At 73.4% G+C, this 13,547-nt stretch carries 12 protein-coding genes and 2 tRNA genes; 4 read left to right on the top strand and 10 right to left on the bottom strand.

Annotation, left to right across the window (positions count from 1 at the left end):
• Window positions 1-74: 74 nt before the first annotated feature.
• Window positions 75-148: transfer RNA gene (locus ACWCPF_RS03665), tRNA-Lys, on the top strand.
• Here the strand turns inward: ACWCPF_RS03665 and ACWCPF_RS03660 are convergent.
• The 5 genes from ACWCPF_RS03660 to ACWCPF_RS03640 form a co-directional block, all read right to left on the bottom strand.
• Entirely contained in the window at window positions 114-1,772 is a 1,659-nt protein-coding gene (locus ACWCPF_RS03660) for an AMP-binding protein (protein WP_451043289.1), read from the bottom strand. The genes ACWCPF_RS03665 and ACWCPF_RS03660 overlap by 35 nt on opposite strands.
• 192 nt (window positions 1,773-1,964) lie before the next feature.
• Window positions 1,965-2,381 carry a DUF3592 domain-containing protein gene (locus ACWCPF_RS03655; protein ID WP_451043288.1) on the bottom strand — a complete coding sequence of 139 codons (417 nt, stop codon included), beginning with the start codon at window positions 2,379-2,381 and terminating at the stop codon, window positions 1,965-1,967.
• A gap of 103 nt (window positions 2,382-2,484) precedes the next feature.
• Window positions 2,485-3,090, bottom strand: a complete 606-nt coding sequence (locus ACWCPF_RS03650) for a lytic polysaccharide monooxygenase auxiliary activity family 9 protein (protein ID WP_451043287.1) — start codon at window positions 3,088-3,090, stop codon at window positions 2,485-2,487.
• 200 nt (window positions 3,091-3,290) lie between these two features.
• Window positions 3,291-4,400: an SPFH domain-containing protein gene (locus ACWCPF_RS03645; protein ID WP_451043286.1), complete on the bottom strand. Its 1,110-nt coding sequence runs from the start codon at window positions 4,398-4,400 to the stop codon at window positions 3,291-3,293.
• A 134-nt stretch (window positions 4,401-4,534) separates the two neighbouring features.
• Window positions 4,535-5,974: a peptidoglycan-binding protein gene (locus ACWCPF_RS03640; RefSeq protein ID WP_451043285.1), complete on the bottom strand. Its 1,440-nt coding sequence runs from the start codon at window positions 5,972-5,974 to the stop codon at window positions 4,535-4,537.
• Window positions 5,975-6,179: 205 nt separating this feature from the next.
• On the opposite strand from ACWCPF_RS03640, the gene ACWCPF_RS03635 reads away from it, so the two are divergent.
• Window positions 6,180-6,253: transfer RNA gene (locus ACWCPF_RS03635), tRNA-Lys, on the top strand.
• A 303-nt stretch (window positions 6,254-6,556) separates the two neighbouring features.
• Here ACWCPF_RS03635 and ACWCPF_RS03630 read toward each other — a convergent pair.
• The 5 genes from ACWCPF_RS03630 to ACWCPF_RS03610 form a co-directional block, all read right to left on the bottom strand.
• Complete coding sequence (locus ACWCPF_RS03630) at window positions 6,557-7,216, bottom strand: class F sortase (RefSeq protein WP_451043284.1); 660 nt, start codon at window positions 7,214-7,216, stop codon at window positions 6,557-6,559.
• A 3-nt stretch (window positions 7,217-7,219) separates the two neighbouring features.
• The gene (locus tag ACWCPF_RS03625; RefSeq protein WP_451043283.1) at window positions 7,220-7,876 is read right to left on the bottom strand and encodes a hypothetical protein; all 657 of its coding nucleotides are present in this window, start codon (window positions 7,874-7,876) and stop codon (window positions 7,220-7,222) included.
• Window positions 7,877-7,980: 104 nt separating this feature from the next.
• Window positions 7,981-8,760 (bottom strand): HAD-IIA family hydrolase, encoded by a 780-nt coding sequence (locus ACWCPF_RS03620; protein ID WP_363174178.1) that lies wholly within the window; start codon window positions 8,758-8,760, stop codon window positions 7,981-7,983.
• A gap of 208 nt (window positions 8,761-8,968) precedes the next feature.
• Complete coding sequence (locus ACWCPF_RS03615) at window positions 8,969-9,925, bottom strand: LPXTG cell wall anchor domain-containing protein (protein WP_451043282.1); 957 nt, start codon at window positions 9,923-9,925, stop codon at window positions 8,969-8,971.
• A gap of 582 nt (window positions 9,926-10,507) precedes the next feature.
• A complete protein-coding gene (locus tag ACWCPF_RS03610; protein WP_451043281.1) occupies window positions 10,508-11,842 on the bottom strand; it encodes an ROK family transcriptional regulator in 1,335 nt (444 codons plus the stop codon).
• Window positions 11,843-11,898: 56 nt separating this feature from the next.
• Between ACWCPF_RS03610 and ACWCPF_RS03605 the strand changes: the two genes are divergently transcribed.
• Both ACWCPF_RS03605 and ACWCPF_RS03600 read left to right on the top strand, forming a co-directional pair.
• A complete protein-coding gene (locus ACWCPF_RS03605; protein ID WP_451043280.1) occupies window positions 11,899-12,990 on the top strand; it encodes a Gfo/Idh/MocA family protein in 1,092 nt (363 codons plus the stop codon).
• Window positions 12,990-13,499, top strand: a complete 510-nt coding sequence (locus tag ACWCPF_RS03600) for a heme-degrading domain-containing protein (protein WP_451043279.1) — start codon at window positions 12,990-12,992, stop codon at window positions 13,497-13,499. Before ACWCPF_RS03605 ends, ACWCPF_RS03600 begins: the two co-directional genes overlap by 1 nt.
• Window positions 13,500-13,547 lie beyond the last annotated feature (48 nt).

Here is a 13,547-nt window from a genome sequence, read left to right as displayed (position 1 = left end):
GTCGGGAGCACCCCTGAGAACCGGGTAGTATTTTCTCCGTCGCCAGCCGCCGCGAAGCGGAGGGCGAGAGTCATGCGCCGCTAGCTCAGTTGGTTAGAGCAGCTGACTCTTAATCAGCGGGTCCGGGGTTCGAGTCCCTGGCGGCGCACAACTGAAGGGCCTCTCGTGGGAACGAGGGGCCCTTCGCCTTGCCCCTGCGCCTCCCGCTCCGTGAGCCTGCGGTAGCCGGACTCGCCCGGCGGTCGCCACCACACCGGATCGGCGCAGCGCACCCCCTCCCTCCGCAGCAGCGCCCGGTGGATCTTGTTCGTGGCCGTGACGGGCATCCGCCGCACCACCCGCACGAACCGGGGCGCCATCTTCGTCCCCAGGTCGGGCTGGGCGAGCAGGAACTCGGCGAAGCCCAGCGGATCGAAGGCCCCCGCCAGCGTCGCCATCACCTGGTCCCCGGTCACCGGGTCCGGCACCGCGTAGACGGCGACGGCGTCCGCCCCCTCGTAGCGGGCGAGGATGTTCTCGATCATCGCGGCGGCGAGGTTCTCGCTGTCGACGCGGAGCCGGTCGTCGGTGCGGCCCGCGAAGTAGAGGTAGCCGTCGGCGTCGCGGTAGAAGAGGTCCCCGGTCCAGTACTCGCCGTCGGCCCGGCGGCGCTCCGCCTCCGCCGCCGGGTTGCGCCAGTACCCCTCGAAGGGGTTCGGCCCCCGGTTGACCAGCTCGCCTATCGCCGCCTCCCCGTTCCGCAGCCGGCCGACGTCGTCGAAGACGGCCGGCGGACACTCCGCCCCCGTCTCCTGGTCGAGGACGACCAGACCGGGCCGCGCCGGTCCCACCGCGCCCGGCGGGGTGCCCGGCGTCCACTGCACGGCGGCCCCGCCCTCCGAGGAGCCGTACCCCTCCACCAGCGGCACCCCGAAACGGCGTTCGAAGGCCGCCGCGTCCACGACTCCCGCCTCGGTGCCGAAGCCGAGCCTGAGCACGTGGTCCCGGTCGTCCGGCCCCGGCTCGGTGGCCAGCAGGTACTGGACGGCCCGGCCGACGTAGGTGAAGTACGTCGCCCGGTAGCGCCGCACGTCCGCCAGGAAGCCGGAGGCCGAGAACCGCCGGCGCAGGGCCACGCCCGCCCCGGCGGCCAGCGCGGGCGCCCAGTCGGCGATCACCGCGTTGCCGTGGAACATCGGCATGCAGATGTAGTGCACGTCGTCCGGCCGGACCGAGAACTGCGCCGCCAGCGCGCGCCCGGCGGCGGCGAGCCTGCCCTGGGTGCAGATCGCGGCCTTGGGCGCGCCGGTGGAACCCGAGGTGAAGTAGAGCAGGACGCGGTCGGCGGGGGCGGCCCGGGAGGGATCGGGGCGGGCGCCGGCATAGGGCGCGAGGAGCGCGTCGTACTCCGCCGTGCCGGTCACCAGGATCCAGACGCCGGGCAGGTCGAGGCCGGTGAGCAGCGGCAGCTGCGCCTGCTCGGTGATCAGCAGCCCGCACTCGGTGTGCAGGATGTCCCGGGCCAGTTCGGGGCCCCGGCGGGTCGGGTTGATCCCGGCGACGGCCGCTCCGGCGAGCGCCGCGGCGGACAGCCACAGCGGGAACTCCGGGGTGTTGTCCAGCAGCACTCCGAGGTGCGGCGGACCGCCCGGCGGCAGCAGCTCGGCGAGCAGCGCCGCGCGGGCGGCGGCCCCGGCCGCGATCTCGTGATGGCTGAGGACCAGATCCTCGAACCACAGCCCCGGACGGTGGTCGCCCCACCGCACTGCCAGCAGCTCCGCGACGGACTCCATGGCCGCGCAGGGTAGTTGACGGTACGTCAGATGTGGAGCGTTCCGCTGGAAGTGCCGCACTGTGCGGCGATGTCCCGCGCTGTGCCGTCGTTCCGCTGCGGCGCCGTCGGGGCTGGTCGCGCCCGCGCGGCGGAGCCGCATATGTCAGCGCCCCGCGCCCCTCCGGGGCTCTGCCGACTTCGTTCGATCCGCTCAGGTGACCGCCAGGAGGACGATGGCGCCGGTGACCACCGCGAGGGAGGCCAGCGCGATCGCCGTGCCCGCGATGTCCTTGCCGGGCCGCGGCGCGGAGCAGGTGGCTCGCTCCGGCTTTTGCGCCGTGTAGTGGACGAGGACCTCGTCGCCGACGGCCCGTTCGCGGGGCCCCCCGCTCTCCTCGAAACGGACGGTGCGACCGTCGCGGGCGGTGAACTCGTACGCGTACCACCGCGTCCGGGTGGCGACGGTGCTGATCATCTCCGTGGTCTCCCAGGCCCGGACCACCCGGCCCGGCGCGGTGAGCCCGCTCCGCCAGGCGGCACGGCGCTGCCGGACGCGGCGCACCAGCGCGACCGCGGCCACGAGGTAGAGGGCGATCATCAGCGCGACGAACAGGCCGGTGGCGTCCACTCGGTAAGCACCCCCGCTTCGACCGCTTCGACAGAGACATCCGCGTGCGCCGGCGCACGGCCGGTGGCCCTGGGCGGCGCACGCGGAGGCTACCCGCGCGGGGTCAGAACGTGACGTCCGAGCAGGCGTAGAACGCGTTGGTCGTGTCGGCGATCGTCCACACCGCGACGATCATGTGACGTCCGCTGAGCCCGGACGGCAGCGTGCCGCTGTGCGAGAGGGTCGACGGGGGCCGCTGGCCGTTGTAGGGGACGGTCAGGAACGGGGTGAGGTTGAGGTCGGAGCGGGCCAGGTTGTGGTTCTGGTTCCAGCCCGCCTTGGTGACGTAGTACTTGAAGTCGGTCGTGGCGTGCATCGCGGTGAACTGCCAGCGGAACGTGTAGCTCTGGCCGCCGCTCACCTTGGTGGTGGGCCATGCCCCGCCCGAGGGGGTCTTCGGGCTGTCGAGCTGGGCGAAGCGCGTGTTGTTGCCGGAACAGATCCGGCCGTCCGCCGCGCCGGAGCCCGGGAAGCCCTTCGGGCCCTCGACGCTCTGCGGTTCCCACTGGATGTCGCCGCAGTTGGTGACGGAGCCGTTCTGGCAGAGCTTCTGCCGGCTGATGGGGAGGTCGGTGTAGCCGTGGCCGCTCGCGCCCCCGGCGGTGAGCACGAAGGCTCCCGCCGTGGTGAGCCCGAGCGCGGCGGCGTACCACTTGGTCTTTTTGCGCATGCTGCCGCTCCTGGAGAACGTGGGGAGTTCAGTGAGGAGTTCCTGCGGAGCTTCGCGAGGAGCCCCGCAGGATGTGCGTGCAGGTCTAGACCAAGTCTGAGGTTATGGGCGTTTCTTGAACATGTCCATACCAATCACAGGACACGCTTCACTGACCTGATTCACCGACCTGATTCACCGACCTGATTCACTGACCCGATTCACGGGCTCTGCTCCTGCCGCCCCGAGCAGAAGGCGACCGTCAGGTCCTTCACCAGCGCCTTGCGCTCGTAGTCGTCGAGCTCCACGAGCCCCCGCATGGTCAGCCGCGTCACCGTGTCCTCCACCGAGTCGACCACCGAGGTCAGCACGGTCGCCCGGTGCTGGGCGTCCAGCGTCGCGATCCGGCGGCGGTGCATCGCGGCCGCGACCTCGGGCGCGTACTCGACCCGGACCGGCCGCACCGAGAACACCTCCAGGCCGATCGCGCCCGCGTCCCGCGCGACCAGCCGGGTCAGCGCCTCCCCCGCCGCCTCCGCCGAACCCCGCCCGGTCCCCGGCGTCTCCACCGGGATCCGGACCAGGGCCGCCTCGACGCACTCGCGCAGATACGTCTCGTGGTCCTCGACGCCGAGCGTGGCCCGCGCGGTGTCCCGCACCCGCCACACGACCAGGGCCACCACCCGCAGCGCGACCCCGCTGCCGTCGGCGGCGGGCATCGGCTCGCTGCGCCAGTGCCGCAGCCGCACATCCACCCGGCGGCGCAGCAGCAACGGGTTCACCCACAGCAGACCGGTGCGCCGCACGGACCCCCGGTAGCGGCCGAACAGGCCGAGCACCCAGGCCCGTCCGGTCCGCCCCCGGGCGAGGCCGCCGAAGCCGAACAGTCCCAGCGCGCCCGCACCGGCGTAGGCCGCCCACTGCTCCGGACCGAGCCCGGCGCCGGCGAGCTCCGGCAGCCGCAGCGCCTGCGCCACCAGCGGCGGCAGCACCCCGGCCCACCACGAGGCGGCCACGCACCCGGCCGCCCCGCAGGTCCCGGCGAACACGCCCGCCGCGCCCGGCAGCACCCGGGCCGGCCGCTCGACCAGCTCGGGGTCGACCTGCGCGACCGGACGGGGCTTGGCCTGCATCGGCCGGCGCAGCCGCGGCTGCTCGCCGGTGCCCGTCCGGCTGCCCACCACGGCGGGCCCGAGCGGCACCGGCCGCGGCTCGGGTTCATCGCGGAAGAGCAGGTGGACGGGGATCTCGGTCGTCGCCTCGTTCTGGATGAGCCGGGTGGGCCGGATGGGCCCCTCGGGCTCGGGCGTCTGTGAAGTGGTCGTGTTCATTGCGTGCCTCCAGCCTCCGCGCCAGATACGCCATGAGTGTGAGTGGAACCAGTGGAACTACAGGGGCGAGCGGTTCAGCGAGTGGTTCAGCGAGTGGTTCCGCAGGTGTTCGACGAGTGGTTCTACGAGTGGTTCTACGAGAAGAGGCGGCGCCAGGTCTCCGGGCCCGGGTAGCCGTCCGCCGCGCCGCCGCGCCAGCCCTGGGCGCGCTGGAAGGCCTCGACTCCGCGCCGGTCCGGCTCGCCCCAGCGCGGTCCCGGACCCGTCGTGTAGTGCTTGCCGAACCCTTTCTTCACCAGCTGCCGCCCCAGCTGCGTGACATAGGGGCTCTGCGCGCCGGGCCGGAACACACCCCGGCCCGGGTACGGGGGAACGCGCGACGCCGAGGGCGGGGCAGGCGCGGAAGAGACGGGCGTCGACGCAGTGGGCGGGGAAGCGGCGGGCGGCCCGGCCACACCGGTCGCCGCGATGCTCCTGCCCTGGCCGGTGATCAGCAGCGCCCAGGTCCTCGGGCCGGGCAGGCCGTCCGCGGCGGCGCCGCTCCAGCCCTGGGCCCGCTGGAAGGCCTGGGTGGCCCGGCCGTCGGCGTTCGACCAGCGCGGGCCGGGCCCCGCGGGGTAGAAGCGCCTGCCGCCGCGCTCGATGAGGAGCTTGCCCAGCAGGGTGACGTACGGGTTGTTCGCGCCGGGCCCGAAGGCGCGCCGCCCCGGGAACGACACCGTCGTCGCGGCGACCCCGGAACCGGGCCGGTAGCCCCCGCTCCCGCTCCCACTCCCCCCGCCGGCGTTGCCGTTGCTGCTGATGCTCACCTGCTGCGCGGTGGTCGGCGCGGGCGTCGTCAGGCCCTTGTAGCGATAGGGGATGTAGCGGCTGGAATTGCTCCAGTACGCGTAGGGCGTGGCCTGCCGGCGGGTGGTGGGACGGGTCTGCTCATAGACGATGTAGTAGCTGTGCGTGTAGTCCGTCCAGCCGCCGAAAATGACGACGTGCGAGCCTTTCTCGGGGTCGGACGGATTATGGAACAGCAGAATGTCGCCGGGCTGGAGTTCCTTCCTCGAAATCCGCGTCCCGTACTGGTGGAGACTGCCCGTCCACTCGTTCCCCGGCAGGTTCCAGGCCATGGAGACGAAACCCGAGCAGTCCTGCCGGTAACCGTCGTACCAGTAGGTGCTCATGCTGTACGGCACCTGCGCCGAAACCCAGTCCTTGGCCCTTCTGATGATGTCCGACCGGGTCGTCGGGGGTGTTTTGACCGGTCCCGCGAGCCCGCCGGGCCGGGCCGGCTGCCCGGCCGGACCGTGCAGCGGCGCCTTGCCGCCCTGGGGCGTGTCGGGCTCGTCACCTGCGGGAACGCCGGGCCGCTCGGGGGTCTGCGGGGCGGCGAGGGCGGGTGCCGCGTGGGGCGCGGCGAGCGCGGCGGCCGTCGCGGTGGCGACGACCAGGGCGCGGTGGGCGGCCGGGCGGCCGCCGAACGGGGCGGGCGGCGAATTCGGGATCGTCCGCCGCCGCGATACGCATCCGGGGCAGTCGCAGTCGCTCTCGGGATCGAATTCCTCGAATACCGGAGTCTCCATGCGATTCCCCTCACACTCCAGCTGGAAATGTCCGCGCCTGTGCACGTTCGCCAGTTTCTCAACTGTCTTCCCGACGCGCATGCTGACGGTCCGAATGATGTACGCGGCACCCGCCCGGCCCAGCGGCCCGGGCGGGAGAGGCCGGGGCTCGGGGCGGATGGTCCTGGGCACGGTCGGGGGTCCTGTAGAGTTGTCGCGTCAGCAGGCGCCGCTAGCTCAGTTGGTTAGAGCAGCTGACTCTTAATCAGCGGGTCCGGGGTTCGAGTCCCTGGCGGCGCACAGACACCGAAGGCCCCTCGCGAAAGCGGGGGGCCTTCGGCATTGCCCCTCGCGCCCTCTGTGCGGGCGTCGCCATCTAGGCCCCGGCGTACATCCGTTCTACAGTCGACGGGACGGTCCCGATCCGTGGTGGGTCCTTCACCTACCGTGACTTCGCAGCCTCCCGCGCCGGACGCCGGGTTACTCCCGCAGCCCGGGCGCGCGCGGTCGAGGACGGTCCGGTCGGCGGTTTCGGGGGAGCGGGCCGCCGACCGGGCCTGGTGGCCGCGAAGCCGGTGACACGTCCCGGTCCTGGGGCCTGTCCTAGACGGCCGGGCCGGTCAGGTACGCCGACACGATCACGTTGGCGGTGTAGCTGCGGCTGACCCGGTCGTAGGACCCGCCGCAGGTGATGAGACGGAGTTCCGCGCGGCCCGACTGGCGGGTTCCGTAGGCCTGTTGGGCGTCGAACCGGTCGCGCTGGACGACCGTGACGTCGTCCACGGTGAATTCGGCGACCTTGCCGTCGTCCCGGACCACCCGTACCGTCTCGCCGGCCTCCAGCGTGCTGAGCTTGTAGAAGACGGCGGGCCGGGTCTCGGTGTCGACGTGCCCGACCAGCAGGGCGGTGCCCTTGGCGCCGGGTTGCGCGCCGTCGGCGTACCAGCCGACCACGCCCGCCTGGTCGAAGGGCGGTGGGTCGACGGCCCCCTCGGTGTCCAGACCGCGGGCGACGACCGGAGCCTGCACACCCAGTTCGGGGATGTCGATGCGTTGCGGCAACGCCTGCCCCAACGGCTCGGCGGCGGGCGGGAGTTCGGCGTCCGGCGGACGGCCCACCGCGGCGATGTCGCCGGTGGCCGGGGCGGATATCCCGTGCCGTATGTCGGTCGCGTCGCGCCCCCACAGCCACAGCCCGAGCAGCAGCAGCGCCCAGGCCAGGCCAGTGAGGAAGCGACCGGAAGAACGTTCGCGGTCGGGCATCGCTCAGTCCGCCCTGTGTCTCCGGCGCAGCCCGCGGAACACGACGGCGGTCGCGGCGACGCCCACGAGCACCAGCCCGATGACCGCCTGCACGGTTCCGGGCCCGCGACCGTCCACCCGCACCCGCGCGTCCTCGGCGGCGGCGAGCGGGGCGGTGCCGCCGCCTCCGGCGTGGACCGGGGCGACGGGGGTGGCGGTGCCAGGGGAAGCGGAAGCGGAAGCGGAAGCGGAAGCGGAAGCGGAAGCGGAATGGGAAGCGGAAGTGATGGGCGGGGTCAGGCCGTCCGACTCCGACAGGTCGGGAGACGTCGGTTCGACGACCTTGATCCGGCCCTTCACCTTGACGTCGGCGCAGGTGATCTGCACGTCGTAGGTGCCCGCCACGATCGAGGAGCGGACCCGGGTGTCGCCGGAGAGCGTGCCGCCCGAGCCGACGAGTTGCGCGTCCGCGACGAAGGCGGCGGAGGCCGCGGTGGCCGTCCTGCCGACGCAGCCGCTGACCTTCAGCGTGACCTGGGAGCCGGGTGCGGGCGTGGACGGTGTGACCGAGACGTCGCCGCTTCCGTCCGCGCCGCCTTCGCCCGAGGCGTGGGCCGTGGGGATGAGCACCGCGGCGGCGACCGCGACACCCGCACAGAGAGTGACTTTCATTGAGCTCATCGTGAACCTCCAGCTATCTGGAGACTCCCTCGCCCCGACCCGATGCGCACCCCCAGGCGGGGTCTCGCTACTCCCTACGGGTCTGATTCGCTCCGTGCCGGGTTTCAGATCCGGTCGACGAGGTCCGCGATCGAGTCCACGATCTTCGACGGGCGGTACGGGAAGTTCTCGACCTGCTCGGGCCGGGTCAGTCCGGTCAGCACCAGGTAGGTCTGCATCCCGGCCTCGATGCCCGCCAGCACGTCGGTGTCCATACGGTCGCCGATCATCGCGCTGGTCTCCGAGTGGGCGCCGATCGCGTTCAGCCCGGTGCGCATCATCAGCGGGTTGGGCTTGCCCGCGAAGTACGGGTTCTTGCCCGTCGCCTTGGTGATCAGCGCGGCGACGGCTCCGGTGGCCGGCAGCGGGCCCTCGGTGGAGGGGCCGGTCTCGTCCGGGTTGGTGCAGATGAAACGGGCGCCGTCGTTGATGAGCCGGACCGCCTTGGTCATCGCCTCGAACGAATAGGTGCGGGTCTCGCCGAGGACGACGTAGTCCGGCTCGTGGTCGGTGAGGATGTAGCCGATGTCGTGCAGCGCGGTGGTCAGGCCCGCCTCGCCGATGACGTACGCCGTGCCGCCCGGCCGCTGGTCGTCCAGGAACTTGGCGGTGGCCAGCGCGGAGGTCCAGATGTTCTCGACCGGCACGTCCAGGCCCATGCGCTGGAGGCGGGCCTGGAGGTCGCGCGGAGTGTAGATCGAGTTGTTGGTCAGCACCAGGAACGGCTTGCCGGACTCCCGCAGCTTCTTCAGGAAGGCGTCGGCGCCGGGGATCGGCACGCCCTCGTGGATGAGCACACCGTCCATGTCGGTGAGCCACGACTCGATGGGCTTGCGGTCTGCCATGTCCGGGATCTCCCTGCCGTACGCGAGTACGCGGTCGTTGCGTGTGTACGCGGTCGCTGCGTGCGCCCCACCCTAATCACAGGCCGGATCTTGTGGGAATGGCCGGATTCGGACCGTCCACTGGCTGGGACGCGGGCGGGGCGCGGGCGGGGCGTGAACAGGGCTTGAGCAGCGCTTCGGCAGGGTTCGGGCAGGGCTCCGCCCCGGATCAACGGCGTCGGCGGGCCAGGAGGAGAGCCGCGCCCGCGGCGAGGAGACAGACGGTTCCGGCGACGAGGGCGGCGGGTGAGGAGAGGCCGGTCATGGCGAGTTCCTCGGCCTCCTCGGCGAGGGAGAGCGGGCCGGTGTCCGTGGCGGAGGGATGGTCGGGGGCGGGGGTGGGGTGAGCGGCGGAGGTCTTGCCTGCGGCGGAAGCCGAGTCGGAGGCGGAGACGGCCGGGTCGGGGACGGGACGGTCGGTTCCGGCCCCGGTTCCGGCCTCGGCTTCGGCTTCGGCTTCCGCGGCGGGGCCGTCCGTTCCGGCTGCGGCGTGCGGGGCGGTCTCGACGGCGAAGCGGTAGTCGTTCGACTGCCCGATCCAGTCGCCGTCGTCACCGTGCCGCTGGACGACGGCCGCGTTGGCGGTGACGGCGTTGGGCGCGGTGTCCGAGGTGAGGGCCAGGCGCAGCTTGACGGTGAGGGTCCGACCGGGGCCGACGGTGAAGCCGGGGAAGGGGGGCAGGTCGGCGGGGTGGTCGGCGGGGTGGTCAGCAGGGTCGGCGGGGTCGGCGGCATGGCCGTCCACGTCGTCCTCGTCGGTGAACGCTCCGACCAGTTCGTCGTCGTCCGTGGGCTCGAAGCGGACCGGGTGCGGTCGGCCGTCGGCGTAGAACTCCAGGCGGGGCTGGGTCGGCTTGAGGGCGCGTTCGGCGTCGACGAGGACGACGACCGGGTGGATCTCGCTGCAGGTACGGCGGGTGGTGTTGGTGAGGTCGAGGTACCAGATGCCGTATCCGCCACCGGCCCGGTAGGTGTCCGGGCCGCCGTGGAGGCGGGTGGTGAGGGGGAAGCCACCGGCTTCAGGGCCCGAGCAACTCGGGCCGGCTTCCGCGTGCGCGGGCACGGGAAGGAGGGCGGCGGCCGCGGCAAGACAGAGGGAGACAGGCGGGCACAGTCGCATGAACACGTGAGCCTGCCCGAGGAAACGACGCGAGCGGCAAAGGCACACCGCACGACCGTACGAATCCCCTCGTTCAGACGTAACCCTCGGGGGCGGCCTCCGTCATGGGGGCGGCCTCCGCCGCGGGGCCGGGCGGGGGCCGCCGGGCCGGGCGAGGGCCGCCGGACCGGGCGAGGGCCGCCGGACCGAGCGGGAGCCCCCGGGCCGGGCGAGGGCCGCCGGACCGAGCGGGAGCCGCCGGACCGGGCGAGGGCCGCCGGACCGGGCGAGAGCCCCCGGACCGAGCGAGGGCCGCCGGACCGAGCGAGAGCCCCCGGACCGAGCGAGAGCCGCCGGACCGAGCGAGAGCCCCCGGACCGAGCGAGGGCCCCCGGACCGAGCGAGGGCCCCCGGACCGAGCGAGAGCCCCCGGACCGAGCGAGGGCCCCCGGACCGAGCGAGAGCCCCCGGACCGAGCGAGAGCCCCCGGACCGAGCGGGAGCCCCCGGACCGGGCAGGAGCCGTGGAACTGGCCGAGGGCCGCCGGACCGAGCGGGAGCCCCCGGACCGGGCGAGGGCCGCCGGACCGGGCAGGGGGCCGCCGGGCCGTCAGCCGTCGCCTCTGCCGAAGACCGGGGCCAGGAGGAGTTGGGCCGCTCCCTCCGCCACGCCGCGTGCTCCGCCGGGGGCGAGGCGGACCGGTACGGCGGCCTGCGCCGAACCCTCGCGGCGGGCGCGGGCGTCGAGGACGGCGGCGACTCCGCGGACGAACCGCTCGGGCGCCGCCGCGATCGTGCGGCCGCCCAGCAGCACGGCGTCGATGTCGAGCAGACAGGCCAGGTTCGCGGCGCCCTCGCCGAGCACGCGGGCCGCCTCGGCGACGTCCCCCCGGGCGATGGCCGCCAGGCACAGCGCCTCGATGCAGCCGCGGTTGCCGCAGGGGCAGGGCGGCCCGTCCAGCTGGATGACCTGGTGGCCGAACTCCCCCGCGCCGGTGTGCGCGCCCCGGTGCACGGTCCCGCCGATCACCAGGCCCGCGCCGAGGCCCGTCCCGAGGTGGAGGCAGGCGAAGGAGCCCTGCGCGCGGCCGCCGCGTTCACCGCCGCCCTCCCTACCGCCGCCCGCCTCACCGCCGTCCGCCTCACCGCCGTCCGCCTCACCGCCGTCCCCCTCGCCACCGCTCCCCTCACGACCGCTCTCCTCACCGCCGCTGAGCCCGGCGGCAGCCGCGCCGCCGTGTGCGACGCCGACGGCGAGGCCGAGCGCGGCCGCGTTGGTGTCCTTGTCGACGACCACCGGCATGCCGAGCCGCGCCGCCAGCACGTCCCGCAACGGGAACCCGTTCCACTCGGGGAAGCCGGTGACGCGGTGCAGCACGCCGCGGGCATGGTCGAGGGGGCCGGGAAGCGCCACACCAACGCCGAGGAGGGACGACGCGACGGCCCCGGCGACCCCGGTCGACCGGATCGAGGCGTCCTCGACGACCTCGCCCACCTCCCGCACCACCGCCCCCAGCACGGCCTCCGCCCCCGCGCCCAGGAACAGCGGGACGCACCGTTCCCCCACCACCCGCCCGTCGAGATCGGCCAGGACCACCCGCAGCTCGTCCCGGTCGAGGTGGACGCCGACCGCGTGGCCGGCCTCGGGCACCAGGCGCAGCACCGTGCGCGGCTTGCCGCCGGTCGAGGCGCGGCGGCCCGCCTCCGCCGCCAGCCCCTCGTCCCGCAGCCGGGCGGTGATCTTGCTGACGGCCTGCGGGGTCAGCCGGGTGCGCTCGGCGAGTTCGAGGCGGCTGATGCCGTCCGGCCCGGCCGACCGCAGCAGATCCAGCACCAGCGCGGTGTTGTGGCTGCGCAGGGCCAGCAGGTTCACGCCGGTCGTGCGGTCCGGGCGATGCGCGCCCTCCGTGCCGTCCGGGCGGGCGCCTCCGTTCGTCAGGTTCACGCACCCATTCTCTCCCCTGCTTGCACTTTGGCAACAGCGTTGCGAAAGTGGAGTTCATGAGTGCTACTCCCCTCCGTGTGGGCCTGATCGGCTACGGCCTCGCGGGCTCCGTCTTCCACGCCCCGCTGATCGCCGCGACCGAGGGCCTCACCCTCGACACGGTGGTCACCTCGAACCCCGAGCGGCAGGAGCAGGCCCGCGCCGAGTTCCCGGACATCCGCCTCGCCGCCACGCCCGACGAACTGCTCGCCCGGGCCGACGAGCTGGACCTGGTCGTCGTCGCGTCCCCGAACAAGACGCACGTCCCGCTCGCCACCGCCGCCCTGAAGGCGGGCCTGCCCGTCGTCGTCGACAAGCCGGTGGCCGGGACCGCGGCCGAGGCCCGGGAGCTGGCGGCCCTCGCCGAGGAGCGCGGGCTGCTGCTCTCCGTCTTCCAGAACCGCCGCTGGGACAACGACTTCCTGACCCTGCGCCGGCTGCTGGACGAGGGCGAGCTGGGCGACGTCTGGCGCTTCGAGTCCCGGTTCGAGCGGTGGCGGCCGCTGCCGAAGGGCGGCTGGCGGGAGTCCGGCGACCCCGCAGAGATCGGAGGTCTCCTCTACGACCTCGGCAGCCACGTCGTCGACCAGGCGCTGGTCCTCTTCGGCCCGGCGGTCTCGGTCTACGCCGAGGCGGACATCCGCCGGCCCGGCGCGGAGACCGACGACGACACGTTCATCGCGATCACGCACGCGAACGGCGTCCGCTCCCACCTCTACGTCTCCGCGACGACCGCCCAACTCGGCCCGCGCTTCCGGGTGCTGGGCTCGAAGGCGGGATATGTGAAGTACGGCCTGGACCCGCAGGAGGCGGCACTGCGGGAGGGTGAGCGCCCGGCCGGATCCGCTGATTCTGCCGACTCCGCCGCATGGGGAACCGAGCCGGAGGAGCTGTGGGGCCGGCTCGGTTCGGGCGAGTCCCCGCTGACCGGCGGCGGAGAACCCGTACGGACCCTCCCCGGCGACTACCCGGCCTACTACGCTGCGGTGGCCAAGGCACTGATCGACGGCGGCCCGGGCCCGGTGACCGCCGTCGAGGCGGCCGCCGCCCTCGACGTCCTGGAGGCGGCCCGCCGTTCGGCACGAGACAAAGTGGCGGTGACGCTGTAATGGGCACCCACGAGATCACCCCGAAGTTCACCCCGGAGATCACCCCGACCCTGGAGGAGCTCCAGGGCCAGGAACGGCGACTGGTCTTCCGCCAGTTCACCCACGACGACGCGTGGGCGCTCGGCTCACTGCTGGTGGAACTGGCCCGCGAGCGCCAGGCGCCGGTCGCCGTCGACATCCACCGCTCCGGCCAGCAGCTCTTCCACGCGGCCCTGCCCGGCTCGGCCCCGGACAACGACGCCTGGATCGCCCGCAAGCGCCGGGTGGTGGAGCGCTTCGGCGCCTCCTCCTACCTGGTGGGCGCCCGCTGCCGCGCCAAGGGCACGACGTTCGAGGACTCCTCCCGCCTGGACCCCGACACCTACGCGGCCCACGGCGGCTCCTTCCCCATCAACGTGGAGGGCGTCGGCATCGTGGGCGCGGTCACGGTCTCGGGCCTGCCCCAACTGGAAGACCACCGCTTCGTGGTCGAGGCACTGGAACAGTTCCTGGAAAAGTACCTCGGCTGACGTGCCCCTTCAGGGGCGCGGGGAACTGCGCGACCAGCCACAACCGGC

The organism is Streptomyces sp. NPDC001858, from assembly GCF_053594615.1.
The sequence above is the reverse complement of the archived record's forward strand: the minus strand, read 5'-3'. Positions and strand labels throughout refer to the sequence as shown.